The 23,126-nt window shown below is 65.9% G+C and carries 24 protein-coding genes; 10 read left to right on the top strand and 14 right to left on the bottom strand.

The annotated features are described in order from the left end of the window. Nucleotides 1-7 precede the first annotated feature (7 nt). Nucleotides 8-214, top strand: coding sequence for a hypothetical protein (locus tag AC1DOQ_RS22425; RefSeq protein WP_477369273.1), 207 nt, complete (start codon nucleotides 8-10; stop codon nucleotides 212-214). Here the strand turns inward: AC1DOQ_RS22425 and pgeF are convergent. Both pgeF and AC1DOQ_RS22415 read right to left on the bottom strand, forming a co-directional pair. After that, nucleotides 204-995 (bottom strand): peptidoglycan editing factor PgeF, encoded by a 792-nt coding sequence (pgeF, locus tag AC1DOQ_RS22420; protein ID WP_477369271.1) that lies wholly within the window; start codon nucleotides 993-995, stop codon nucleotides 204-206. The two genes, AC1DOQ_RS22425 and pgeF, sit on opposite strands and share 11 nt — an antisense overlap. Beyond that, entirely contained in the window at nucleotides 995-2,011 is a 1,017-nt protein-coding gene (locus AC1DOQ_RS22415) for an RluA family pseudouridine synthase (RefSeq protein ID WP_477369269.1), read from the bottom strand. The genes pgeF and AC1DOQ_RS22415 overlap by 1 nt, the downstream gene beginning before the upstream one ends. Before the next feature lie 98 nt (nucleotides 2,012-2,109). Between AC1DOQ_RS22415 and AC1DOQ_RS22410 the strand changes: the two genes are divergently transcribed. Continuing rightward, nucleotides 2,110-2,949 carry an outer membrane protein assembly factor BamD gene (locus tag AC1DOQ_RS22410; protein ID WP_477369267.1) on the top strand — a complete coding sequence of 280 codons (840 nt, stop codon included), beginning with the start codon at nucleotides 2,110-2,112 and terminating at the stop codon, nucleotides 2,947-2,949. Nucleotides 2,950-3,054: 105 nt separating this feature from the next. On the opposite strand, the gene yaaA is transcribed toward AC1DOQ_RS22410, so the two are convergent. Continuing rightward, nucleotides 3,055-3,825, bottom strand: a complete 771-nt coding sequence (gene yaaA, locus AC1DOQ_RS22405; protein ID WP_477369265.1) for a peroxide stress protein YaaA — start codon at nucleotides 3,823-3,825, stop codon at nucleotides 3,055-3,057. A gap of 36 nt (nucleotides 3,826-3,861) precedes the next feature. Between yaaA and AC1DOQ_RS22400 the strand changes: the two genes are divergently transcribed. Continuing rightward, the gene (locus AC1DOQ_RS22400; RefSeq protein WP_477369263.1) at nucleotides 3,862-4,308 is read left to right on the top strand and encodes a putative toxin-antitoxin system toxin component, PIN family; all 447 of its coding nucleotides are present in this window, start codon (nucleotides 3,862-3,864) and stop codon (nucleotides 4,306-4,308) included. A gap of 8 nt (nucleotides 4,309-4,316) precedes the next feature. Next, nucleotides 4,317-5,474: a pyridoxal phosphate-dependent aminotransferase gene (locus AC1DOQ_RS22395; protein ID WP_477369261.1), complete on the top strand. Its 1,158-nt coding sequence runs from the start codon at nucleotides 4,317-4,319 to the stop codon at nucleotides 5,472-5,474. Between the two features lie 93 nt (nucleotides 5,475-5,567). Here AC1DOQ_RS22395 and AC1DOQ_RS22390 read toward each other — a convergent pair whose 3' ends face one another. From AC1DOQ_RS22390 to pilM, 7 genes are read right to left on the bottom strand one after another with little or no spacing between them, the layout of a single operon-like run. Then, the gene (locus AC1DOQ_RS22390; RefSeq protein WP_477369259.1) at nucleotides 5,568-6,848 is read right to left on the bottom strand and encodes a tetratricopeptide repeat protein; all 1,281 of its coding nucleotides are present in this window, start codon (nucleotides 6,846-6,848) and stop codon (nucleotides 5,568-5,570) included. A 10-nt stretch (nucleotides 6,849-6,858) separates the two neighbouring features. Then, a complete protein-coding gene (locus AC1DOQ_RS22385; RefSeq protein ID WP_477369257.1) occupies nucleotides 6,859-7,767 on the bottom strand; it encodes an ExeA family protein in 909 nt (302 codons plus the stop codon). Next, nucleotides 7,767-9,548 (bottom strand): pilus (MSHA type) biogenesis protein MshL, encoded by a 1,782-nt coding sequence (gene mshL / locus AC1DOQ_RS22380; RefSeq protein ID WP_477369255.1) that lies wholly within the window; start codon nucleotides 9,546-9,548, stop codon nucleotides 7,767-7,769. The genes AC1DOQ_RS22385 and mshL overlap by 1 nt, the downstream gene beginning before the upstream one ends. 5 nt (nucleotides 9,549-9,553) lie before the next feature. Next, on the bottom strand, nucleotides 9,554-10,000 hold the full coding sequence (locus tag AC1DOQ_RS22375; RefSeq protein ID WP_477369253.1) for a hypothetical protein: 447 nt from the start codon (nucleotides 9,998-10,000) through the stop codon (nucleotides 9,554-9,556). Nucleotides 10,001-10,008: 8 nt separating this feature from the next. Continuing rightward, nucleotides 10,009-10,692 carry a hypothetical protein gene (locus tag AC1DOQ_RS22370; protein WP_477369251.1) on the bottom strand — a complete coding sequence of 228 codons (684 nt, stop codon included), beginning with the start codon at nucleotides 10,690-10,692 and terminating at the stop codon, nucleotides 10,009-10,011. After that, nucleotides 10,689-11,363: a PilN domain-containing protein gene (locus AC1DOQ_RS22365; RefSeq protein ID WP_477369249.1), complete on the bottom strand. Its 675-nt coding sequence runs from the start codon at nucleotides 11,361-11,363 to the stop codon at nucleotides 10,689-10,691. The genes AC1DOQ_RS22370 and AC1DOQ_RS22365 overlap by 4 nt, the downstream gene beginning before the upstream one ends. Beyond that, complete coding sequence (gene pilM / locus AC1DOQ_RS22360; protein ID WP_477369247.1) at nucleotides 11,360-12,250, bottom strand: type IV pilus biogenesis protein PilM; 891 nt, start codon at nucleotides 12,248-12,250, stop codon at nucleotides 11,360-11,362. The genes AC1DOQ_RS22365 and pilM overlap by 4 nt, the downstream gene beginning before the upstream one ends. Before the next feature lie 308 nt (nucleotides 12,251-12,558). Here pilM and AC1DOQ_RS22355 point away from each other — a divergent pair, with 308 nt between their 5' ends. Genes AC1DOQ_RS22355 through AC1DOQ_RS22335 form a run of 5 tightly spaced genes read left to right on the top strand, consistent with a single transcriptional unit; the run spans nucleotide 12,559 to nucleotide 17,965 of the window. Beyond that, nucleotides 12,559-15,600 (top strand): DUF6701 domain-containing protein, encoded by a 3,042-nt coding sequence (locus AC1DOQ_RS22355; RefSeq protein WP_477369245.1) that lies wholly within the window; start codon nucleotides 12,559-12,561, stop codon nucleotides 15,598-15,600. Beyond that, nucleotides 15,597-16,079 (top strand): pilus assembly FimT family protein, encoded by a 483-nt coding sequence (locus AC1DOQ_RS22350; RefSeq protein ID WP_477369243.1) that lies wholly within the window; start codon nucleotides 15,597-15,599, stop codon nucleotides 16,077-16,079. Before AC1DOQ_RS22355 ends, AC1DOQ_RS22350 begins: the two co-directional genes overlap by 4 nt. Next, the gene (locus AC1DOQ_RS22345) at nucleotides 16,069-16,569 is read left to right on the top strand and encodes a prepilin-type N-terminal cleavage/methylation domain-containing protein (RefSeq protein ID WP_477369241.1); all 501 of its coding nucleotides are present in this window, start codon (nucleotides 16,069-16,071) and stop codon (nucleotides 16,567-16,569) included. The genes AC1DOQ_RS22350 and AC1DOQ_RS22345 overlap by 11 nt, the downstream gene beginning before the upstream one ends. Continuing rightward, nucleotides 16,566-17,465 carry a type II secretion system protein gene (locus tag AC1DOQ_RS22340; RefSeq protein WP_477369239.1) on the top strand — a complete coding sequence of 300 codons (900 nt, stop codon included), beginning with the start codon at nucleotides 16,566-16,568 and terminating at the stop codon, nucleotides 17,463-17,465. Before AC1DOQ_RS22345 ends, AC1DOQ_RS22340 begins: the two co-directional genes overlap by 4 nt. Then, complete coding sequence (locus AC1DOQ_RS22335; protein WP_477369237.1) at nucleotides 17,462-17,965, top strand: MSHA biogenesis protein MshP; 504 nt, start codon at nucleotides 17,462-17,464, stop codon at nucleotides 17,963-17,965. Before AC1DOQ_RS22340 ends, AC1DOQ_RS22335 begins: the two co-directional genes overlap by 4 nt. A gap of 73 nt (nucleotides 17,966-18,038) precedes the next feature. Here the strand turns inward: AC1DOQ_RS22335 and AC1DOQ_RS22330 are convergent, their stop codons facing one another. The 4 genes from AC1DOQ_RS22330 to AC1DOQ_RS22315 all read right to left on the bottom strand — a co-directional run bounded on the left by AC1DOQ_RS22330 (nucleotide 18,039) and on the right by AC1DOQ_RS22315 (nucleotide 22,056). Continuing rightward, complete coding sequence (locus tag AC1DOQ_RS22330; protein ID WP_477369235.1) at nucleotides 18,039-18,563, bottom strand: type II secretion system protein; 525 nt, start codon at nucleotides 18,561-18,563, stop codon at nucleotides 18,039-18,041. 62 nt (nucleotides 18,564-18,625) lie between these two features. Then, complete coding sequence (locus AC1DOQ_RS22325; RefSeq protein ID WP_477369233.1) at nucleotides 18,626-19,099, bottom strand: type II secretion system protein; 474 nt, start codon at nucleotides 19,097-19,099, stop codon at nucleotides 18,626-18,628. A gap of 2 nt (nucleotides 19,100-19,101) precedes the next feature. After that, nucleotides 19,102-20,346 (bottom strand): type II secretion system F family protein, encoded by a 1,245-nt coding sequence (locus AC1DOQ_RS22320; RefSeq protein ID WP_477369231.1) that lies wholly within the window; start codon nucleotides 20,344-20,346, stop codon nucleotides 19,102-19,104. Between the two features lie 3 nt (nucleotides 20,347-20,349). After that, nucleotides 20,350-22,056 (bottom strand): GspE/PulE family protein, encoded by a 1,707-nt coding sequence (locus AC1DOQ_RS22315; protein ID WP_477369229.1) that lies wholly within the window; start codon nucleotides 22,054-22,056, stop codon nucleotides 20,350-20,352. Between the two features lie 357 nt (nucleotides 22,057-22,413). Here AC1DOQ_RS22315 and AC1DOQ_RS22310 point away from each other — a divergent pair, with 357 nt between their 5' ends. Beyond that, nucleotides 22,414-23,112 carry a histidine phosphatase family protein gene (locus AC1DOQ_RS22310; protein ID WP_477369227.1) on the top strand — a complete coding sequence of 233 codons (699 nt, stop codon included), beginning with the start codon at nucleotides 22,414-22,416 and terminating at the stop codon, nucleotides 23,110-23,112. The last annotated feature ends 14 nt before the right edge of the window (nucleotides 23,113-23,126 follow it).

The following is a 23,126-nucleotide window of genomic DNA, read 5'->3' as shown; positions in this document are numbered from 1 at the left end:
AAGTCTTATGTGGATCGTCGCCATCGGATGGATGTATGTCGTGACCCTGATGGCGGCCACCGAGCCTTCCGTGGTTGCCGGCATCATGACCTTCCTGTTTTACGGCGTGTTGCCATTATCTCTCGTTTTCTACCTGACGGGAGCGTGGCGGCGTGGCCGCGCGCGCAAGCGGGACGCCAAGCACTCCAAGCGCCCGGACACCCCTACAACTTAATGTAGATCAAACTCGCTTGACGCCCGCTGCCCGCGCCGTCGCGCCGGTACGAATAGAAACGATCGCGTTCCGTGAAAGTGCAGCGGTCGCCGCCGTGCACGCGGGTCACACCGTCGCCCGCCAGCAACCGGCGCGCCAGCAGCGGCATGTTCGCCAGATACTTGCCTTCGCGCCCGGGATAAGGCCGGAAGCCCTCCTCTGCTCCACCGTCCGGCAGCGCGGCGCGAAAGGCATCCAGCACGTCGGTGCCGACCTCGAAAGCCTCCGGTCCGATGGCCGGACCAAGCCAGGCCGTGATCTCGCCCGCGCCTTGCGCGCGCATCGCGGCGATGGTGGCGCCCAGCACGCCACCAGCCAGCCCGCGCCAGCCGGCATGGGCCGCGCCCACCACCTTGCCTTCGAGGTCGGCGAACAGCACCGGCAGACAATCGGCGGTCAGGATCGCGCACACCACGCCCGCTTGCGCCGCGATGCTGGCGTCCCCGGTGCGCACCGGTCCGCCGGGCTGGACCGTGGCGGCATCGACCACGTCGGCGCCGTGGACCTGCGCGATCCAGGCCGGACGTCCCGGCAGCAGGGTCTGCAGGCGCGCACGGTTTTCGGCGACGGCGTCGGGGTCGTCCTTCACGTGCAGGCCCAGGTTGAGGCCGCCGCCGCCGTTGCCGTCATCGAAAGGCGCAACGCTGACGCCGCCCAGGCGGGTGGTCGCCAGCGCATCGATGTTGGCGGGCAGGTCCGGCCAGTCCGGCCGCACCAGGTGCCCGGGATGGAGCCCCGGCATCAGGCCGCTTCCGGCTCGTCGATGCCGGCGCGTTCCAGCAGTTCCGCGAAGTCGTCGGCGAGCGGCACCACCCATTCCATGTGTTCGCCGGTGGCCGGATGGGTCAGGCCCAGGCGGCGCGCCTGCAGCGCCTGGCGGTGGAAGAAGGACAGCAGGTGGGATTTGCCGTACACGGTGTCACCGACGAGGCTGTAGCCCAGCGACTGCATGTGCACGCGGATCTGGTGGGTGCGGCCGGTTTCGAGGCGGCACTGCACCAGGCTCACCGGACGGCGGTCCAGTTCGCCCTTCGCCAGCAGCTCGTAATGCGTGATGGCCGGCTTGGCCATCGGCGCATTCGACACCGCCATCTTGGTGCGCTCGGTCGGGTGGCGGCTGATCGGCGAATCGACGGTGCCGGATAGGCGCGGCGTGCCCCATACGAGGGCGAAGTATTCGCGCTTGACGGTACGGGCCGCCAGCTGGCGCACCAGGTCGGTCTGGGCTTCGAGGGTCTTGCCGACCACCATCAGGCCGCTGGTATCCTTGTCGAGGCGGTGCACGATGCCGGCGCGCGGCACCGAGACCAGTTGCGGGCAGTAATGCAGCAGGCCGTTCAGGAGCGTGCCCGACCAGTTGCCCGAACCCGGGTGGACCACCAGGCCGGCCGGCTTGTTGATCACGAGGATGGACTCGTCTTCGTAGACGATGTTCAGTTCCATTGCTTCCGGCGTATAGGCCGTATCTTCCGGCGCCGGCTGGGGCAGGACCAGCACGGTCTCGTCGCCGTAGGCGGTGCCCTTGCCCTTGGCCGGCTTGCCGTCGACGGTGACGTGGCCTTCGTCGAACCATTGCTGCAGGCGGCTGCGCGAGAACTGCGGCACCAGGCCGGCCACGACTTTGTCGAGGCGCTGGCCGCAGTGCGACGGGTCCAGGGTCAGGGTAATCGGCGAGAAGTCGACACCACTCGGCGCCAGGCCGGGTTGTGGTGCGAACTCGGCGTCCAGGTCGTCGTCCAAATCGGGGTCGAGAGGCATTTCCGCCGAATTCGGCGCAGCATTTAATATCACGTTGTTCCCATCGGCTATAATCAGCCGTTCGTTGTATCTCGGTAAAAACTTTCTTGCAAAAAGCTATGCAAAAAAAATTGTCTGTATTGGTTGTGACGGGTGCTCTGCTCAGTTTGTCAGCTTGCGGCTTGTTGCCGGGAAAGTCCGACGAAAGCAAGAACGTGTCAGCATCGAAATTATACGCTGAGGCGCGTGAAGAAATGGATGGCGCCCACTACGAAGCCGCCATCAAGCTCTTCGAAAAGCTGGAAACCAACTATCCCTTCGGTACCTATGCGACCCAGGCGCAGATGGAAATCGCCTACGCGCACTATAAAGCCCAGGACCAGGCCGAGGCGCTGGCCGCGGTGGAACGCTTCATCAAGCTGCACCCGAATCATCCGCAGGTCGACTATATGTATTACCTGCGCGGTCTGATCAACTTCAACGACCAGATCGGCTTCATGAGCTTCATCTATTCGCAGGATCCGACCGAACGCGACCCGAAAGCGACCCGCGAAGCCTTCGCCGCTTTCAAGGAACTGGTCGACAAGTTCCCGAACAGCAAATACGCGCCGGACTCGATCCAGCGCATGAACTACCTGATCAACGCGATGGCTTCCTACGAAGTCCACGTGGCGAACTACTACTACCGCCGCGGCGCCTACCTGGCCTCGCTGAACCGCGCCCAGGAAGCCGTCACCAACTTCCCGACCTCGCCGGCGCGCGAGGAAGCGCTGTTCATCATGATCCGCAGCTACGACAAGCTGGGCATGTTCGACCTGCGCGACGACACCCAGCGTGTGTTCCAGGCCAACTACCCGAACAGCCACTTCCTGGGTGGCAAGGGCAGCGGCGATGCGCCGTGGTGGAAGTTCTGGGCCAAGTCGGGGCCGCAGCCGGCGCCGAAGGATGCCGTGCAGTAAATGACAAACGCCCGCTCGATGCGGGCGTTCTTATTTTCGTACCGCTAGATCGTCGTTTCCGCGAAGGCGGGACGAGGTTTCAAAGGCGCCGATAATGCGCGCGCTTCACGCCTCGACCCGCCGCCTGAACACCCACTCCTTCTCCGTCGACACGCTTCCGTCAAACGCATATCCATCGACATCGAAGCCCTTCAAGTCCTGCGGATCGCGAATTCCCCGTTCCGCCGCGTAACGCGCCATCATCCCCCGCGCCCGCTTGGCGAAGAAGGAGATGATCTTGTACTTGCCGTTCTTCCAGTCCTCGAACACGGGAACGACCAGCGGCACGCTCAGCAGCTTGGGCTTGACCGACTTGAAGTACTCTTCCGACGCCAGGTTCACCAGCGCGGTAGCGCCGTTCGCGGCCAGCGCCTCGTTCAGCGCGCCGGTGACGAGCTCGCCCCAGAAGGCGTACAGGTCCTTGCCGCGTGGGTTGGCCAGCCTGGTGCCCATCTCCAGGCGGTAGGGATGCATCTGGTCGAGCGGGCGCAGCACGCCGTACAGGCCGGACAGGATGCGCACGTGGTCCTGCACGTAGTCCAGCGCCCTGGCGTCGAGGCTGCGCGCGTCGAGGCCGGTGTAGACGTCGCCGTCGAAGGACATCACGGCCTGGCGCGCTTCGCTGTGGTCGGGGTGCCAGCTGGCGTAGCGGGTCACGTTCAGCACCGCCAGCGGGTCGGAGATACTCATCAGGGCGCCGACCTGGGCCGGCGAATAGTCCTTCAGCACGCGGATCAGCTCCGCGGCGCGGTCGATGAATTGCGGGGTCGTCCTGCGGTCGGTGGTGGGCGGCGTGTCGAGGTCGAGCGATTTGGCGGGCGAAAGAACGATCAGCATGGGTGAGAAATGCGTACAACAAGTAAAATTGCCGACATGATACCCGCTTCAGCCAAACCCATCGTCATCGATACCAATGTCTGCCTCGACCTCTTCGTTTTCCGCGACCCGCGCTGGGCCGGCCTGCTGGCCGCGCTCGAGAGCGGCGCGGTCCAGGCAGTGACCCGCGCCGATTGCCGCGACGAATACCTGTACGTCCTGCACTACCCTCACCTGCCGCTCGACGACAGCACGCGCCCGGACGCGGCCGCCCGCTTCGACGCCCTGATCCGTGTGGTGGCGCCCGACAGCCGCGCGATCCGCCTGCCCGTCTGCACCGACCGCGACGACCAGAAATTCCTCGAAATCGCGCGCGACGCCGATGCCGCCATCCTGATCACCAAGGACAAGGCCTTGCTCAAGCTGGCCAAGAAGACCGTGCGCGAAGGCCTGTACCGGATCATGACGCCGGACGCCTGGCTTAAACTCGACCCCAACCTCTAAGAACCGCCATGCCCACTCCCGTCCTTCGATCGCGCCTGCCGGCCGTCGGCACCACCGTGTTCACCCTCATGTCTGCGCTCGCCAGCGAGCATGGCGCGGTCAACCTCGGCCAGGGCTTCCCCGACTTCGGCTGCGACCCGCGCCTGCTCGACCTGGTCGACGAGGCCATGCGCGCCGGCCTGAACCAGTACCCGCCGATGTCCGGCGTGCCGCTGCTGCGCGAAACCATCGCCGCCAAGCTCCAGGCCCTGTACGGCCACGCCTACGATGCCGCCACCGAGATCACCGTCACGGCCGGCGCCACCCAGGCCCTGACCACCGCCATCCTGTGCGCCGTGCATCCGGGCGAGGAAGTCATCATCATCGAACCGGCCTACGACAGCTACCTGCCTGCCGTGCAGCTGGCCGGCGGCGTGCCGGTGACCGTGTCGATGCGGGTCGGAGAGAATGGCTACAGTGTGCCCTGGGACGAGATCGCCACCGCGGTGACGCCGCGCACCCGGATGATCGTCATCAACAGCCCGCACAACCCGACCGGCTCCATCCTGCGCAAGAGCGACCTCGACGCCCTCGCCGCCATCGTCGACGGCACCGACATCCTGATCCTGTCCGACGAAGTCTACGAACACATGGTCTTCGACGGCCAGCGGCACGAATCGGTCAGCCGCGATCCGAGGCTGGCGGGGCGCGCCTTCGTCGTCTCGAGCTTCGGCAAGACCTATCACGTGACCGGCTGGAAGGTCGGCTACGTGGCGGCGCCGGCGAGCCTCATGGCCGAGTTCCGCAAGGTCCACCAGTACAACGTCTTCACCGTCAACACGCCGATGCAGCACGGCCTGGCCGGCTATATGCGCGACCCCGGGCCCTACCTGGAGCTGCCCGCCTTCTACCAGAAGAAGCGCGACCTGTTCCGCGCAGGCCTGGCGAATACCCGCTTCACCCTTCTGCCGGCGGACGGCACCTATTTCCAGTGCGTGAAGTACGACGGCATTTCCGACCTGAGCGAATCGGCGTTCGCGCAGTGGCTGACGCGCGAGATCAAGGTGGCGGCGATTCCGGTGTCGGCTTTCTACAGCCAGGGGAAGGAGTCGGGGATCGTGCGGTTCTGCTTTGCGAAGCAGGATGAGACGTTGGCGGTGGCGCTGGAGCGCTTGGCGAAGGTATAAGAGCGGTCGGGAGCGACGGCCCGCCAGCTTAACTCGAGCAGAACCTGGGTCCCAGCCTTCGCGGGGACGACGTGCCAGTGTTGCGGGCTTCGCTCAGCGTCCCAGCTGCTGCACCCGACGCTCCACGAACGCCTGCAACTCCGCCGACAAGCTCCCGCTCGCGCGCGCGCGCTGGAAGGCTTCCAGCGCTTCCGCATTGCGCTTGTCGGCCTGCAGCGACATCCCCAGTCCCATCCACCACACGCCATTGGCGGGCGCGGTCCGCAGCGCGGCCTGGTACTGCTCGGCCGCCTCGCCGTAGCGCTGCTGGCGCTGCAGGGCGCCGGCCAGGAAGGCGTGGTAGTCGGCGTTGTTGCCGGCGTAGGGCAAGGTGCGCGTGAGGGTATCGATGCCGGAGGCGCCGCGTTCGATCTGCAGGCGCGCCAGCAGCATGGCCAGCGCCGGCTGGCGCGGGTCGAGGATCAGGCCGGCCTGCAGGTGGCGGATCGCCTCGTCGGTGCGCTTCGCTTCGATCAGCAGCCCGACCAGGGTCTGGCGCGCCGCATCGTGGTTCGGATCCAGCTTCAGCGCCTGCTCCAGCGCGGCGACCGCTTCCGTCATCCGGCCATCCTGCAGTGCGTTCAGCGCGTGGCGGTATTCGCCCTCGGCGCGCTGGGCGCCCGATTCCTGGCGGCCCTGCCCGGCGCTGCGCTTGTCCCTGACGGTGTCGGCGGCGCTGTCGGCCACCCGCGACGGCGCTGCTGCCTTGCCTTCCTGGCGAGCCACCGTCCTGGCCGTGGCTTTGTCCTTCGGCTTCGCTTCGTGCGTGGCGGCACGGGCGCGAGCCAGTGGACTGGGGGTGCTCGACGCCATGCGCGCCTGCAGCTCCGCCATGATGGCCTGGCGCGCGGCGCGGGCTTCGTCGCTGTCCGGCGCGTAGCCGTCGACGCTTTTCGGATGCACGCCGGCGGCCGGCGGCGCGTCGAACCTGTGGTCGTGGCGGACGGCTGCGGCGGGCGCAGGGGCGGCTGACACGGCTGCGGGCAGGTCGGCGACCGGCGCCACGACCGGGGCTGGAGACACAAGCGTCACCGGCGCCGGCGCCGGCAGGGTCGCGGCGGACGCCGGCTTCACCTGCAGCGGTGCGGCAGCCACCACGTCCGGCTTCGCGCCCCCACGATTCGCCTGGACTTGCCCCCAGCCATACCAGGACCCCAGGGCGATGAGCACGGCCGCGCCGGTAGCGGCTGCGACCAGCCCGAGGGTGCGGCCATCGACGCGCCCGCCCAAGCGCTCACGCTCGCGCGCCACCGGCCGGATCTGGGACGGCAAGGACTCGGCGCCCGGCGTGGCGCGCGAGTCGAGATCCTGGAGCATCTTGTTAATCAGGCTCATCGCAGGCTCGTCATCGTGTGATCGCCCAGCCGACGCTGGCGGCCGCGCCGGCCAGCACGGCGCCGATGGCAGCCCAGGGCAGGAAGCGGCGCCCGCCCTTGCCCTTGGCGCTGGTCGCCAGCGTATCCTTCGCCGCCGCGTTCACGTGGGCGCGCGTGATGCTGTGGCTGCCCTCGCCGTAGCAGAGCATCAGCGATTTATGCGCCAGCACGTTGACCAGGCGCGGCACGCCGCCGCTGGCCTTGTACAGGCTGGCGACCGCGCCGCTGGAAAACAGGCGGGCGCCGGCAAAGCCGGCCACGCGCAGGCGGTGGGCGACGTAGAAATCGAGGTCGTCGCGGCTCAACGGCCCGAGGTGGTAGTGGAAGGTGATGCGCTGGGCCAGCTGGCGGATCGATTCCAGCTCCAGCTTGCGGTTCAGCTCCGGCTGGCCGAACAGCACGATCTGCAGCAGCTTGCGCTTTTCCGTTTCGAGGTTGGTCAGCAGGCGCAGCGCTTCCAGGCTCTCGACCGGGATCGCCTGGGCCTCGTCGAGGCAGAGCAGCACGCGCTTGCCCTGACCGGCAAGAAGGAGCAGGCGATCCATGATGGACTTCAGCAGGCGGTGCTGGTCGACGTCCTTGTCGAGGGCGATCTCGAGCTCGTCGGCCAGGGCCAGCATCAGGGTGCGCGGCTCCAGGTAGGGATTCGGAATGTAGGCGGTGACGAAGCTGTCGCCCAGGGTCGCCATGAACTTGCGGCACAGGAGGGTCTTGCCGGTGCCGACTTCGCCGGTGATCTTGATGAAGCCTTCGCCGTTGCGCGCCGCCACCAGCAGGGTGTTCAGCGCTTCCTGCGAACCCGGGCTGCCGAAGAAGAAGCTGGTGTCGGGCGTGATCCCGAAGGGCGGCTCGCGCAGGCCGAAGTGGGCGCTGTACATTACCGCATCCCTCGGGTGCGCGGGTCGAGCTGCTCGATGCGGCGGCCGGCATCGAGCAGGTCGTCGTTCCAGTTGTTGATGCCTTCGACGATGGTCGGCTTGATCAGCACCACCAGCTCGCGCTTCTGGTTGACGCGCTTCTTGGCGCCGAACAGGTTGCCCAATACCGGTACGTTGCCGGCCACCGGCACCTGCGAATTGTCGGAGGTCGAGGACTGGCGCATCAGGCCGCCGATTGCCACCACCTGGCCGTTCGAACCGCGCACGATGCTGTCCAGCTCCGAGGTGGCCGACGCCGCCAGCGGCAGGTTCAGGTTGCCGGCCGTGCCCAGGCTCACGGCCTTGTTCACGGTGGAGACCTGGCTCACCGACGGGTGCACGTGGAGCAGGATGTTGCCGCGGTCGTCGATCTGCGGCGTCACGTCCAGCACCACGCCCGAGAAGAAGGCCTGCAGGGTCACGTTCGGGGTCGTGGTATTGCCGGTCGCGTTGGCGTTGGTGGTGGTGCTCACGCCGGTCACGTAGAACTCGTCGGTGCCGATCTTCAGCACCGCCTTCTGGTTGTTGACCGCAGCCACCCGTGGGCTCGACAGCACGTGCACCGTGCCCTGGGTCTCGAGGAAGGAGATCAGGGCGGCGAAATTGCTGGTCTGGACCGCCAGGCCGAACATCGAGCCGGCGGCGCCGGCCGCATTCGACAGCGAGAAGCCGGTGCTGGCCGACAGCCCGGTGCTCGGATCGCTGATGACGCCCGGCTGGCCGCCGTTGAAGGGCAGCGGCGTCAGGCTCGAACCCGGCGCTACCAGGCCGCCCGAGACGCGATTGTCATGACCGCTCCTGATCGAGGCGAAGGACGCCCAGTTCACGCCGCTCTGGAAGCTGTCGTTCAGCTCGACCTCGAGGATCTTCGCTTCCAGAATCACCTGGCGGTCGACCGCCAGCTGGGTCGCCTTCAGGTAGGCGTCGACGTTGCGCAGTTCGTCCGGCATGGCGCGGATCACCACCACGCCCGACTGCGGGCTGACGACGATGCTGCGCCCATCCGCCTTCGAGCCGACGATGGCTTCGATGGCCGCTTTCAGGTCGGTCCAGAAGTCATTGTTCGAGGTGGTGCTGACGTCGGTGCTCTCGATCTGGTTCTGGTTCTGGCCGTTGGGATTGTTCGGGTTGTTCTGGTTCTGGTTGTTGTTCTGGTTGTTGCCGTTGTTCTGGTTGCCGTTGCCATTGCCGTTCTGGTTGTTGACGGCATTCGCCACCGAGGTCGAGGACACGCGCAGGTTCGACACGCCGCGGCGGCTGCCGACCAGGTAGTTCACGCGGAACATCTTCGTTTGCATGGTCAGCGGCTTGACCGAGATGCGGGTGCCGTCGATCTTGTAGTCGTAGCCGTAGACTTCGCGCACCGCGTCCAGGGTCTCCTGCAGGGTCACGTCCTTCAGGTTGACGGTGATGGAGCCGCTGACGTCCGGATGCACCAGGATGTTGTAGCGGGTGCCGGCGACGATCGAGCGGAAGAACTGCTGGGCCGGAACGTTATTGAAGGAGACGTTGAAGCGCTCCTCCAGCGCCGGGCGCGCCTTCGGCAGCTGGGTCGCCAGGCTGGATGCCGGCGGCAGCAGCGCATTCGCGACCGCATCGTCGACGGCCGGCGCCGCCGGGCGTTTGGCGGCATCGCGCGCCACTTCATTCCTGATGGCGTCGTAGGTCGTGTCGGCGGGCGGGGTCTGGCAGCCGGCCAGCGCCAGCATTGCCGCCAGCAAGGCTGCGAATGGTTTGTTCATCGGCTTCATTGTCGGCCTCCGCTGCGGTGCGCGGCGCCGGCCGGCACACGGGTGATGCCGCCCGCGCTGTCCTGCACGTACAAATGCAGCACCTGGCGTTCATGGCCGCGCTGCAGCTCGACCTCGCTGTCGGCGATGCGCACCACGCGCGCGCCGCGGAAGCGCTCGCCCACGCGCACGCTCTGGCCATCGATCACGGCAATGCGCTGGCTGCCGGCGGCGCCGAGCATCACCGACTGCAGCTGCGGCAGGACATCGGCAGCAGCTGCGCCGGTACCGGGAGGCGCCTGCAGCGCCGCGGCCGGGGGACGGGTCGGGTCAGGCAGACGCTGGGCCGTTTCCGCAATCGCGACGGCGGCGACGGCGGCGCCATTGGCAACGCCGGTAGCGCCGGCCAGCGCCAGCAGCGCGGCCAGGGCCGCGGTCGTCGACAGGGGGGTGGCTCGCTTCATGCTTGTCCTCACAGCTTCATCCATTTCGGGTCCAGGCTCAGGGTGTACAGGGTCAGGGTCAGGCGCACGGTCGGATACTGCTCGACCTGGAGCTGGGCCTTGCCCCAGAACAGCTGGGTGGGCAGCGCTTCGAGCGCCGTCATGTAATCGACCATGTCGAGATAGCTGCCGCGCACCGTCAGTTCGACGCCATGACGGAACAGCAGGTCCGGCTGCTTCGGCGCGGCGGGTGCGGCGGCCTTGTCGGCCGGGTCCGCGCCCAGTTCGTTCAGCGAGCCGGCCGGCAGGGTCTGCATCGACACCAGCTTCAGGCGGCCGTTGGCGCGCAGGATCGATTCCAGCAGCGGCGCGATGCGCTCGGGCGGCACCAGGCCGTTCTGCATGGCGCGCATCTGCTCGCTCATGCGCGCGGTGTCGGCGCGCGTCGCCGACAGGCGGGTGCGCAGCGCCTGGTCCGGGTCGGCCTCGGCGTCGGCGACCTTGCGCTCGATCGCGCTCTCGGTCTCGGCCAGGCTGGCGCGCTGCAGTGAAATCTGGTTCTTCAACAGGTCCTGCTTGCGCTGCAAAGGGGCGAGCAGCACCGCCTGGCCGAGGAAGGCCAGCACCGCCAGCACGGCGGCGAACACCAGCAGGCGTTCACGCTGGCTGAGCGCGTCGATGCGCGCGGCGAGCTGGTTCCAGCGCTGCTTCACGGCCGGTCTCGCTTGTCGCCGATGCCGTCCTTGTCGCCGGCCGCTGCGGATTGGAGGCTGAACTCGACATAGGGTGCGGGGACGCTGCTTTCCTTGCCGTCCGCGCCGGCCTGCCTGAGCGGCGGCGCCTCGCCGATCTGCATGCTGCCGACGGCCTTGCCTTGCAGGACAGGCTCGTTGCGCAGGCGGCCCAGGAAGCCCGGCACCATGGCGGGATCGAGCGCCCTGCCCTGCACGCCGATCTCGCGGCCGGCGCCGCCGACGCTGACGGCGGTCAGCCACAGGCCCTCGCGGCTCTGGCGCGCCATCGCGCGGAAGTATTCGGCGTAGCCCTGGGTATTCCCCAGTTCCCCGCGCTCGATCACCTGAGCCACATGCTGCAGCGCCGCGCGCTGCTGCTCGGCCTCGGCCATCTGGGTCGCCAGCGCCGGATCGCTGCGGCGCGGCGTGAATTCCGCCGACACGCTGGCCAGCCGCTTCTGTGCGACCTCCAGCCGACGCGCGACGGTATTCGCTTCGCCCTGCAGCTGGGCCAGGCGCAGCTCGGACCAGGCCCCCATCGCGGCCAGGCCCATCACCAGCGCACCGGCGGCGATACCCATCGCGCGCGCAGAGAACAGCGTGGTCTGCCTTTGGAAGGCCGGGTTGAACAGGTTGATCTGCTGGCTCATGCCACTCCTTCCTCGCGCAGCGCGGCGCCGATCGCGACGAAGAAGCGCTGCTGGGCTGCCGCGCCGAGCAGCTCGGGAACGTGTGCGAGGTCGAGCAGCATGCCCAGGTCGAGGGTTTCGACGCGGGTGTAGAGATTACCCGACAGGTATTCTTCCAGGCCCTGCGCGCCGCTCGGCGCCAGCACCAGCTTGGCCACGCCGATGAAGGAGAACTGGCGTTCGAAGTGGTCGAGCGAACGCTGCAGTTCCAGCGTGATCTTGTCGAAGGCCTGGTGCTTGCGGTCGTGGTCGGCGTCGAGCAGCTGGGCCAGGGTCACGTCGATGCGGCGCGACAGATACAGTTCTCCGCGGCAGGACACGGTCAGCAAGCCGCCATCCTCGCCGAAAGACAGCATGGCGATGCCGCGGCCGTCGGTCTCGAGCATGCTCGACAGGTTACGCTGGGCCATTTCGGGGATGTCGATGGTGCCGAGTTCGACCTTGGCTCGATGGAACAGGTCCTGGCGCGCCTTGATCGTGGCGTTGCGCGAAGCCACCGCGAACACGCTTTGCTGGGGACGCACGGCGGCATTCGGATCGAGGGGAATCTCGACCAGGTCGAAGGTCGCTTCGGCGACCGGGAAATCGAGGTTGTCCTTCAGGCGGAAACGCATCGCGGCCTTGCGCTCCTCCGGCGGCACATTGGGCGCCTCGACCGCCATGATCTGGTAGTCGCCGCCGCCCAGCACCGTGGTGCAGCGGTAATCCTGCGCATGCAAATCCTTGCCCGCCTTTTCGAGCGCGTCGGCATTCGCCTGGCCCGGATAGTGGCTGGCCACGGTCACCGCCGGCTTGCCGTCACCGCGGCGCACGCTGGCCGCGACGATGCCGTCGCGTTGCAACACCATTGCCAGCCAGGCGCCTTGTTTCTTTTTTTTCCTAAAAAAACGCATGCGGAGCAGTGGTATGGGTGACTTTTGAGTGGTTTCGCTAGGCCTTGATTATATTCAACTGTCGTTAAAAGCCGATACTATTTTTCCACCAAGGAAAAATATTCCGATCATTCTTTACAGAACCGGCTATTTCCTGTTGTAAGTACACCTCATGGCGAACGGGTGTTTTCAAGGGGTGAGGCGGCAGCAAAAATGATTTTGCGAATAGCGGCCAACTCATGCACACTCGCGGGTGTATTGTTTCTGGCTATTAATTAAATCATTTGAAGAAATTCGCTGACAGGTTCTGGTCGATGTTCGGGCGTGGGCGGACGGCCGCGCTCGCGGCCCTGGCGCATTTGTGCGCCTGGTGCGCCCTGGTAAGCGGCTGCCTTGCGAGCCCGGGCGCCTTCGCAGCCGATCTCGTCTTCAACGGCGGCGCCGCGGGAAATTGCTCTCTCTCCGGCACAAGCTATACCTGTAATGGCTTCCCGCTGACCACCAACACGGACAGGATGACGATCGCCGATGGCTACACGGTGATCGTCAACAGCAGCGGCGTCAACTTCGACTACAACCAGAGCCTGGCGATGAGCGGCTCGGCAACCCTGAACGTGAGCGGCAACCTGAATATCGGCAATATCAAGCCGAGCAATCTGGCCATCACGGGCGGCAACCTCATCAGCGGGGGCTCCTTCACCATCGGCGCCCAGGCGCAGTCGATCACGGCCAACATCAGCGCCGTCACCATGAACCTGGGTTCCGGCTCGACCTTGAGCATTACCGGCAACGTTACTGCGAGCGGCAACATCTCGATCGGTTCCCACGCCACCATCAACGGCGCGGTGAGCGGCAACGTCATCGACACCGACTCGCCGTCGGTCATCAAGGGCAACGTGACTGCCAGGACCAGCTTTACCCTGGCGTCCGGCAGCTCGGTGACGGGCAACATCGTCGCGCCCACCGTGTCCTTGCTGGCGTCGCAAAGCACGGTCAACGGCAAGATCACCGCCAGCAGCTCGCTCCGGCTCGGCGACAAAGTCAATGTGACCGGCGACGTCAGCACCGGCAACCTCACACTTGACAGTTCCAACGCAATCATCAACGGCAACGCCACGGTCGATCGGGCGACCCTGAACTGGGCCGGCCGCGTCACCAAGATGATTTATTGCACGGGCGGCACCACCAACGGCCAGTGCGACTGCGTCACCAACAACAGCGGCTTCCCGGTCAACACCGACCAGGGACCGCACTGCGCGGTTGCGCCTGCCGCGACGCCCATCGACCACTTCCTGATTGTGCATGACGGCAGTGCCAGCGCCTGCACGCCGGAGCCGGTGACGGTGAAGGCCTGCGCCAACGCGGGCTGCACCAGCTATTACACGGGCGGCGTCACCGTGAACTTGCAGCCGGGGGGCGGAAGTGTGGCGATCGGATCGAGCGGGGTGAGCGCGAATGCGACCGTCAGCCAGTCGACGCCGGGTACGGCAACGCTGGCGCTCAGTGGCCCCAGCGTCGCCGTCGCCAACCCACTCCAGTGCAGCAACACCGCGAACGGCAGCGCTTCCTGCAACATGAATTTCGATGGCAGCATCGGGCTCGGGCTGTCCTTGAACGACCACTATTCGGCGACCGTCACGCGCTTCACCCTGACGGCGACCGTCTCCGACCCCAAAACGAAATCCTGCATGCCGGCCCTTGCCGGCCAACAGAAAACGATACAGCTGAGCTGCAGCTACGCCGACCCGGCAAGCGGCAGTCTGCCGTTCAAGGTGAGCAGCGTCGCCAACGTCGCCCTCGGCAACGATCCCTCATTCCAGAACCTTTGCACCGGCAGCGCCCGCACTTACCCGATCACCTTCGATAACAACGGCAGCGCTACTTTCTCGATGTACTATGCCGACGTCGGCAAGCTTGCCATCGCCGCCTCGACCCTGGATAACAGCGCTCAGGGCACCAGCGGCAATGTCATCGTCGCGCCCATTGCGTTCAGCCTGAAAACCACCTCGCCGACGATCGCGGGCAAACCCTTCGACGTGACTGTCGTCCCCCTCAACAATGAAGGCGTCGCAACCCCCAATTTTGGCCGGGAATCCACACCCGAGAGAGTGAACTTCAGCATGGGCGCACTCGACACCACCGGCTGCAAGCTGACACCGACCGCTCTGGGCCAGCTGAGCCTCGTAGGCGGCAAGATCACCGCGGCCGGCTTCTGGGGCCAGTTCACTTATACGGAAGCCGGCGCCTTCAACATCCGGGCCGAGCAAGCCAGCACCAACTACCTCGGCGGCGGCAAGCCCCGTCCGGCTGCGGTACAGACCAGCCTGGGCGCAGCAAGCGGCTGCGGGGCGATCGTCTCGGTGCCGGCCTACTTCAAGGTCCAGGAAAGCAGGGTCGGCGCCAACAAGCCGAACTTCTACTATTCCGGCGAGCCGGTCGACGTCACCGTGACCGCCATGAGCGCACTCGGCAATGTCACGACGCTTTACGACACCGGCTTCGGCTACAGCAAACCGGTGGTCCTGACCGCCTACGACGCCAGCGGCACCACGCCCATTCCCGCCACGTCCACCACCGCCGCGCCCTTCCCCAATCCAGGCACGCTGTCCGGGCTCGGCAGCTCCAGCGCAGCGCCGCTGCCGGCAAGCGCCTTCGTCAAGGGGGTCGCCAGCCTGTCCACGAGTTCGGTCGCGCCGCTGACGTTCAACTTCGCGAACTCGCCGAGCCTGCCATTGAAGGTCCGCCTGCGCGCGGCGGAAACGGCAGCGGGCGGCGTCAGCTCGAAAGATGCCCCCGCCGGCGGCGAAGACATCTACGAAGCCCGCAGTGGCCGCGTCACGATCGCCAGCCGCTTCGGCAGCGCCAAGGGCGACCTGGCCCTGCCTGTCACCCTGCAGTACTGGACCGGCGGCAGCTGGATCCAGAACCTCGACGACAGCGATACCCTGCATCCGATTCCCACCTCGGCGATCGCGATCCAGGCGGCCGCGCCGCTGCTGCCGCCAACCCTGAGCGCGGCGGGCATCGACCAGGGCCGCCAGGTCATCAGCATGGCAAAGGGCCAGGGCAGCCTGAGCCTGCATCCCGCCGGCGGCACGGGCACGGCGACCGTCGCCATCAACCTCGGCGCCACCACCACGGATACGTCCTGCCTGCCCGCCCCCCGCCCCGCGGGCACCGGCGCGAAGATTCCCTGGCTGCGCGGCCCGAACGGCATCTGCGCCGGCACGGCCGCGGCGAGCGCCGATCCGGCCGCGCGCGCCACCTTCGGCGTCTACACCCCCGAGACCAGGCGCCTGATCCACACGCGCGAGGTATTCAATTGAGGGAGCGCGGCTTCACGATGGTCGAGCTGATCGTCATCATGGTCCTGCTGGGGATCATGGCGGCGGTTGCCGTGCCGCGCCTGATCAACAGCGGCGAACGCGGTGCCCAGGTGTTCGGCGACCAGCTCGTCAGCGGCCTGCGGCTGGCGTCGACGGCGGCGCGTGCGCATCGCCGCCTCGTCTGCGCCAGCCTGGGCCCCAAGGCGCTGACCCTGCGCATCGCCGCGGCGAATCCGACAACATCGACGCCGGCCTGCACGAACTTGCTGGCGAATGCGCCGGACAGCGATTTCTCGACCTCGGACCCGGACGTGACGGCCAGCGGCTTCAGCGGCAGCCTGTACTTCCAGCCGAACGGCGACATCACCTCCGACATCGAAGGCAAGACCCTGATCGACACTGCGAAGATCACGATTTCCGCGCAAGGCAAGGACCAGCGCGTCATCACGCTCGCGGGAGGCACCGGCTATGTCGAATAGGCGCGCACGGCTGCGGATGCCGAGGCGCAGCGCCGGCGTCACCCTGGTCGAACTGATCATCGCCATGGTCATCATCGCCGCTGCCCTGGGCGGACTGGTGGCGGCCTTCAGCACCGGCAATCGGGCCAGCGCCGACCCCCTGATCCTGCAGCAGAAAGTGGCGATCGCCGAAAGCCTGATGGGCGAAATCCTGCTCAGGCCCTACGGTCTGGACACCACCTCTTTTACCCCCAACGTGCGCGACACCTTCGTCGATGTGAGGGATTTCAACGGCTATGGAAAAGGCCTGTCCGGCATCCGCGACGCCAAGAACAATCCGATCGCCGGCCTGGAGTCGTACAACGTGCTCGTCAGCGTGCCCATGGCCGACGACAGCCAGAAACTGCGCGCGGACACACCGAATCTGAAGATCACGGTCACCGTCACCTACAAGATGGACAGCAAACCCGAGGACGCCTTCGTCCTCACCGGCTGGCGTACTCCCCCATGAACAAGGAACACGGCTTCACCCTCGTCGAACTGGTCATCGTGATCATGGTGACCGGCATCATCGCAGGCATCTTCGCAATGCAGTTCGGTCCCGCCCTGCAGAACTACCTGGCGGTGGGCCGGCGCGCCAACCTGACCCACCTGGCCGACACCGCCTTGCGGCGCATGGTCAATGAAATCCATACCGCGGTGCCGAACTCGCTGCGCCTGCTGCCCGCGCAGGGCGCGAACGGCGCATCTTGCCTGGAGATGGTGCCGAGCAGCGGCGGCGGCCGCTTCCGCACGGCCGCCGATACGGAGTGGGACCAGGCGAATCCAGGGAACCCGTCGAAGTGGCTCGACCTGACCCAGCCTGCCACGACCTTCGACGTGCTCACGTCCTTCACGCCATTGATGCCCACGCCGGTGCAAGGCGACTGGGTGGTGATCGGCAACCAGAATACGGCCGACGTCTATACGGGCGTCAGCCGCGGCCTGGTCGATTCGGTCACCACGCCGCCGGCCAAACTCGGGACGTCCCGCATCACGCTGCAAGCGTCGAAGCAGTTCCCATATGGTTACGAGGGTGGTCGCTTCTACATCGTGCCGAAGGGCCTGCAGGCAGTCACCTATATGTGCAGCGCACCGGCACAGGATGGCAGCCGGACGCTGACCCGCATCGTCGGCTATGGCTTCAACGGCACCCAGACCTGCCCGGTCACCACCGGCAGCGACGCGTTCTACCCTGGCGGCAAAAGCGCAATCGTCAGCACCAAGGTCGGCAACTGCAACTTCGCCTACGACCCCAGCCAGGGCGCAACCGCGCAGAGCGGCTTCGCGCAGCTGCAGCTGACCCTCACCGACAACGGCGAAACCGTCACGCTCACGGTCGGCTCGCAAGTGGAGAACATGCCGTGAAGCGTCCGACACTGCTGCGCACACAGGGCGGTTTCGCCTACATCGCCGCCGTCATCCTGCTGGTGCTGATGGCCGGCATGGCGACCGCCATCGTGCGCCTGAACGTGAGCCAGGCGAATGCCGCCACCGGCGCCGCGCTCACGGCGCGGGCCAGCCAGGCGGCGCGGGCGGGTCTCGAATGGGCGTTTTACCAGCTGAAAATGAATGGCGCGCAGGGCTGCGCGGCAAAGGAGGACTTGACCGACTTCCAGAAGGACAGCGGCTTCCTGGTCACCGTGCACTGCAAGTTCACGAAGTATAAAGAGGGGCAGAATCCGAACGACGGCAGCGCGGTGGCCAAGAATCTCTACCAGATCGTGGCGGTGGCCTGCAACGGCAGTGCCGGCTCGTGTCCCGACGACAACGGCAGCGCGCAGGTTGACTATACCGAGCGGCAGCGGGTGGCGACGGTGTGCATGCTGGAGAAGAAGGACGCTTCGGGGAACGAAGACTGTTATTGAGCGCCAGGCTTTCGGAAAAAGAAAACGCCGGCGGGAGAGTTCCGGCCGGCGCCTTGTGGAGCGAAGCAGTGACTTATTCGCAGTTTGCCGCGGTGGCGTCGGTGCCCAAGGCGATGACCGGCGGCGTGATGGCGCCAGTGGCGAGATCCTTGGCGGCCGGCGTGTAGCTCAGGTAGCACTTATCCTGATTGCTTGCGCCCGACGGAACCAGGAGAAAACCGCCGTTCGGAACGGTGACCGTGCCCGTCGAGGTGGTGACCATGACGTAATCCTTGACAGTATCGATACCGGCTGCCAGGGGGGCACCGTCTTTGCTACCGTCCGGATAACCGTTCGCGAGTTTGATCGTGCTGCCTTCGATTACCAGCGAATTGTTGCTGGCGACGGTCGGGTTGATCAGGGCCTTGCCGTGCACGATCGCCGCTGCCGACGAAATCGCGCCCTTGGCCGCGTTCAGGCTTGCCAAACGGGCGTCGCCGCTGAGGTTCGCAAATTTCGGCAGTGCCGTCGCCGCCAGAATGCCCAGGATAACGATCACGACGATCAGTTCGATCAGGGTGAAACCGCCCTGCGCCTGGACCTTGATATTCTTGTTCATCAAACTCTCCGAATGAATGAGGTTTTGCGGTTTCGACGCCGCTTATGGTGGTTTAAGACCGCCTAACCGCTGACTTGATTCAGGGCCAGGCTGTTATTGCTTGTGCGCAGAAATTCTACCTTGAATCTAAGCAATCTCGATGTACTGAAGGAAAAACTTTCAGTATTTTTGGGTAAATACACAAGGGTTTTGTCGCGCGGGTCGAACACCCAGCCCGCCGCGCCGATCTCCCTGGCGTCGGGCGCATAGTATTCGCCCAGGTAGTTGGCCGGCTTCCAGGCCAGCAGCTTGATCGGATTCTCGGCCGCCAGGCCTTGCAGCTCCTGGTCGCGGCCACTGGACCTCAACTGGGTGCTGCGCACCTGCAGCGAGGTGCGCAGCGCGGCCACGACCTGGCGCGCCGCGGCGATCTCGGCCTGCTCGCGGTAAAACTCGAAGCGGTCCAGCGCCACCGCGCTGACGATGCTCGATACCACCATCACGGCGGCGAACTCCAGCAGCGTGAAGCCGCCCTGGCCTTTGTGTCGGAGTCTCATCTTCATTTGTTGTGCAGGGCAGCTTTGCCCAGGTCCCAGATCGGCAGGAAGATACCCAGGGCCAGCACCAGCACCATCACACCGAGGAAGGTAATCAGGATCGGCTCGATCTGGCTCGACAGGGTCTTCAGTTCGTAATCGACTTCGCGTTCGTACATCATCGCGATTTCGTCCATCAGGTCGTCCAGCGAGCCCGATTCCTCGCCGACGGCGATCATTTGCAGCACGATCGGCGTGAACACCTGCGCATTGGTGGCGGTACGCAGGATGCTCTCTCCGCGTTCGACGCCGTCGCGCATCTGCTCGATGCGCATCGCCAGGTAGGCGTTGTCGGCGGTCTGCGACACTACCGTCAGCGCCTGCACGATCGGCACGCCGCTGCGGATCGACAGCGCGAAGCTGCGGGCGAAGCGCGCCATGGTTGCCTTGTGGACGATCTTGCCGGCGATCGGCAGGCGGAGTTTGTAGCGGTCCCAGGCCAGCCTGCCGGCGCCGCTGCGGGTCCAGGCGCGAAAGCCGAAGAACATGCCCGCGCCTGCGGCGGCGAGTGCCGGCCACCACGACACCGTGAAGCGCGAAAAGCCGATCAGGATCCGCGTCATCAGCGGCAGCTCGGCGTGGAAGCTGTTGAAAACCTTCTCGAACTGCGGAATCACGAACACGTTCACGACGATCATCGCCACCACCATCGCGACGATCACGAAGCTCGGATAGCGCAGCGCCGTCTTCACGCGCTCGCGCATGTCGCGGTCGAACTCCAGGTGATCGAACAGGCGCAGGAAGACTTCCTCCAGGCGCCCGGTCATTTCTCCGACGCGCACCATCGCCAGGTAGAACGGCGTGAAGCACTCGGGGTGGCGGCGCATCGCGGTCGACAGTTCGCGGCCGGAGTCGAGCGATTCGCGCAGGTCGCGGATCACGACCGCGAAGCTCTTGTTGACGGCCGACTCCTGCAGACCGGCCAGGCCGCGCATGATCGGCACGCCCGACTTCAGCAAGGTATAGATCTGGCGGCTGAACAGCTGGACGTCGAGCGAGCTTACCTTCCTGTGCGTCAGGCGCGCCCACAGGCCCTCCTCTTCGCCGCCGGACACGGAGGCCGACTTGCGCGTGGTCGGGCTGATCTCGATCGGGGTCACGCCGCCGCCGAACAGCTGGTCGGCGACCGCGCCGGCATCCAGGCCTTCCAGCACGCCGGCCACCAGTTCGCCGCTTCCGTTGCGGCCTTTGTAGGCAAAGAACGGCACGCTTTAGTCCTCGAGCTGGTTACTGACGCGCATGGCTTCCGCCACCGTGGTCTTGCCCTGCACCGCCAGGCGCACCGCGCTGCGGCGCAGGGTCTCGCCACGCATCTCGGCATGGGCCGCTTTCAGGAAGTGGCCCGGGTCCGGATGGTTGATCGCGTCGTGCACGGCGCGCGTCATCTCGAGCAGCTCGTAGACGCCGGTGCGGCCGCGGTAGCCGGTGCCGTTGCAGTGCGAGCATCCTCGGCCGTGGAACAGCGGCACGCTATCGGCGCGGTCGCCCAGTTCCGCGCGCAGCCAGGCGCGTTCCGGCGCCGGCGCCGCACAGGGCTGGGCGCAGCTCTCGCAGATCACGCGCACCAGGCGCTGGGCCAGCACGGCCTGCAGCGAGCCGCCCACCATATAGCGCGGCACCCCCATGTCCATCAGGCGCAGCGGGGTGCTGGCGGCATCGTTGGTGTGCAGAGTCGACAGCACCAGGTGACCGGTCATGGCGGCGCGCAGGCCGATCTGGGCGGTCTCCTGGTCGCGCATCTCGCCGACCAGCACGATGTCCGGGTCCTGGCGCAGTGCGCTGCGCAGCACGCGGGCGAAATTCAGTTCGATCTTGTCGTTCACCTGCACCTGGTTGATGCCCGGGAGGCGGTATTCGACCGGGTCCTCGACCGTGATCAGCTTCTTCTCGACCGAGTTGAGTTCGGCCAGCGCGCTGTACAGCGTGGTGGTCTTGCCGGAACCCGTGGGACCGGTCACCAGCACCAGGCCGTTGGGGCGCTGGACGATGGCGCGGAAGCGCTCGACCAGGCGCGGATGCATGCCGATCGCGTCCAGGCGCAGGTTCATCCCCACCTGGTTCAGCAAACGCATGACGACCGATTCGCCGTACTGGGTCGGCATGGTCGAGATACGCACATCGATGCGCTGGTTGCGCACCTTGACGGCAAAGCGGCCATCCTGCGGCAGGCGCTTCTCGGAGATGTCGAGGTCGGCCATCAGCTTCAGACGCAGCGCCAGCGGGGTCGCGATCTTGATGTCGGCCTCAGTCTGCAGGTGCAGCACGCCGTCGATGCGGAAGCGGATCTGCAGGCGGCCGTCCTGCGGCTCGATGTGGATGTCGGAGGCACGCACCTGGGCGGCATCGTCGAACACCGACTGCAGCAGCTTGACCACCGGCGCTTCTTCGAGCCCGGAGTTGGACGCCAGGGCGCCGAAGTCGACCGAGGTGGAGTCGCCCAGGTCCTGCTCCAGCTCGCGCGCCAGGCCGGTGATCTCGCCGGTGCGGCGGTAGATGCGGTCGATCGCCTGCAGCACCTCGGTCTCGTTGACCACCGCCAGCTCGACGGTCTTCTTGAGCAGGCGCGCGATCTCGTCGTAGGCGAACAGGTCGGTCGGATCGGAGACGCCGACCAGCACGGTCTCGCTGCGGTCTTCCAGCACCAGCGCACGGAAGCGCCGCGCCTGGGTCTCGGGCAGCAGCCGGACCACGTCCTGGTTGATGTTGTAGAACTTGAGATTGATGTAAGGGATGCCGAGCTGGCGCGCCAGTGCGCCGGAGATCTGCTCCTCGGTGACGAAGCCGCTCTCGACGAACACCCTGCCCAGCTTGCGTCCGGTGCGCTTCTGGTCGGCCAGCGCGGCATTCAGCTGCTCTTCCGACAACAGCTTCTGTTGCACCAGGATTTCCCCGAGCCGGACTTTTTCTGGCCTCGCCATGACACCCTTTAACGTTTTGTAGGACTAGTCCTTCAATTGTAAAACAGAAAGTGCAAAAATTGACTGGTGGAATTACGTTCTGTCGTCCATACGTCACGTCAAGCATAATCGCCATGTAATATGACCAACACCAAACCGGGGTCAGAGCACTTTTCAACCCAAATTCGGGGTCAGAGCACTTTTTGAGGAAATTGCTTCAAAGACACAATTGTTTCCTTGCCTACCGAGCGACCGATGAAGCGACGGTGCCATCGACTTGCAAAGAAGTGGCTAAAGGACATTGCCCGAAAATGTGCTCTGACCCCGAATTTGGCGAATAAAGTGCTCTGACCCCGAATTTTTGATCATGGAGGACGCATGGGTCGTGCCGTACGCCGGCGGGTTTTTTTGATGCGCCATGGGAGCGTTACGTATTTCGATGCCGCTGGTAAGCCCTGCCTTCCGGAGACTGTGCCGCTGAACGAGGATGGACGGGCGCAGGCTGATGCGGCCGGGCTTGCTTTTGCTGCTGCCGGTGTGCGCTTCGATCGGGTGATCGTTTCAGGGTTGCCGCGTACCGTCGAGACCGCCGCGCGGGTGCTGGCGGTGACCGGGCAGGCGATCGCTCCCGAGGTCTGGCCGGAGCTGGAAGAGATTCGCGGTGGCCGGCTGGCCACGATTCCGACCGCCGAGCTGAAGCGCGCGTTTACCGGGGCTTTCGAGGGACTGGTGGCGGCCGAACAGCGCTTCCTCGGCGGCGAGTCGGTGGGCGAGCTGATGGACCGTGTCCACCCGGCCATCGAGCGCCTGCGTGCCGATGCAGACTGGGACACGGTGCTGCTGGTGCTGCACGGCGGCGTCAATTGCGCGATCCTGTCGCTGGCGCTCACCGGCCAGCGGCTCTTCCTGGGCGGACTGGCGCAGGCGCCGGGGTGCATCAATGCGCTCGACGTCGGCGATGATGAGCGCGACTGGGTGGTGCGCTGCGTGAACCACAGTCCGCCGGATCCGCTGCAGCCTGCGGCGCGGGCGACCACGATGGAGTTGTTGTTCGAGCAGTACCGCAAATCGCGCTAAAAAAGCACGTTCGT

The organism is Massilia sp. 01N417, from assembly GCF_056399645.1.
This window is presented reverse-complemented; position numbering and strand designations above follow the sequence as displayed.

Excerpts from the sequence above, each read along its gene's own strand:
- AC1DOQ_RS22395 (WP_477369261.1), top strand. The coding sequence starts at position 4,317 with ATGCCCACTCCCGTCCTTCGATCGCGCCTGCCGGCCGTCGGCACCACC.
- AC1DOQ_RS22390 (WP_477369259.1), bottom strand. The coding sequence starts at position 6,848 with ATGAGCCTGATTAACAAGATGCTCCAGGATCTCGACTCGCGCGCCACG.
- AC1DOQ_RS22410 (WP_477369267.1), top strand. The coding sequence starts at position 2,110 with ATGCAAAAAAAATTGTCTGTATTGGTTGTGACGGGTGCTCTGCTCAGT.
- AC1DOQ_RS22345 (WP_477369241.1), top strand. The coding sequence starts at position 16,069 with ATGTCGAATAGGCGCGCACGGCTGCGGATGCCGAGGCGCAGCGCCGGC.
- mshL (WP_477369255.1), bottom strand. The coding sequence starts at position 9,548 with ATGAACAAACCATTCGCAGCCTTGCTGGCGGCAATGCTGGCGCTGGCC.
- AC1DOQ_RS22375 (WP_477369253.1), bottom strand. The coding sequence starts at position 10,000 with ATGAAGCGAGCCACCCCCCTGTCGACGACCGCGGCCCTGGCCGCGCTG.
- AC1DOQ_RS22425 (WP_477369273.1), top strand. The coding sequence starts at position 8 with ATGTGGATCGTCGCCATCGGATGGATGTATGTCGTGACCCTGATGGCG.
- pilM (WP_477369247.1), bottom strand. The coding sequence starts at position 12,250 with ATGGTGTTGCAACGCGACGGCATCGTCGCGGCCAGCGTGCGCCGCGGT.
- AC1DOQ_RS22385 (WP_477369257.1), bottom strand. The coding sequence starts at position 7,767 with ATGTACAGCGCCCACTTCGGCCTGCGCGAGCCGCCCTTCGGGATCACG.
- AC1DOQ_RS22365 (WP_477369249.1), bottom strand. The coding sequence starts at position 11,363 with ATGAGCCAGCAGATCAACCTGTTCAACCCGGCCTTCCAAAGGCAGACC.
- AC1DOQ_RS22315 (WP_477369229.1), bottom strand. The coding sequence starts at position 22,056 with ATGGCGAGGCCAGAAAAAGTCCGGCTCGGGGAAATCCTGGTGCAACAG.
- yaaA (WP_477369265.1), bottom strand. The coding sequence starts at position 3,825 with ATGCTGATCGTTCTTTCGCCCGCCAAATCGCTCGACCTCGACACGCCG.
- AC1DOQ_RS22340 (WP_477369239.1), top strand. The coding sequence starts at position 16,566 with ATGAACAAGGAACACGGCTTCACCCTCGTCGAACTGGTCATCGTGATC.
- AC1DOQ_RS22330 (WP_477369235.1), bottom strand. The coding sequence starts at position 18,563 with ATGAACAAGAATATCAAGGTCCAGGCGCAGGGCGGTTTCACCCTGATC.
- AC1DOQ_RS22325 (WP_477369233.1), bottom strand. The coding sequence starts at position 19,099 with ATGAGACTCCGACACAAAGGCCAGGGCGGCTTCACGCTGCTGGAGTTC.
- AC1DOQ_RS22310 (WP_477369227.1), top strand. The coding sequence starts at position 22,414 with ATGGGTCGTGCCGTACGCCGGCGGGTTTTTTTGATGCGCCATGGGAGC.
- pgeF (WP_477369271.1), bottom strand. The coding sequence starts at position 995 with ATGCCGGGGCTCCATCCCGGGCACCTGGTGCGGCCGGACTGGCCGGAC.
- AC1DOQ_RS22400 (WP_477369263.1), top strand. The coding sequence starts at position 3,862 with ATGATACCCGCTTCAGCCAAACCCATCGTCATCGATACCAATGTCTGC.
- AC1DOQ_RS22415 (WP_477369269.1), bottom strand. The coding sequence starts at position 2,011 with ATGCCTCTCGACCCCGATTTGGACGACGACCTGGACGCCGAGTTCGCA.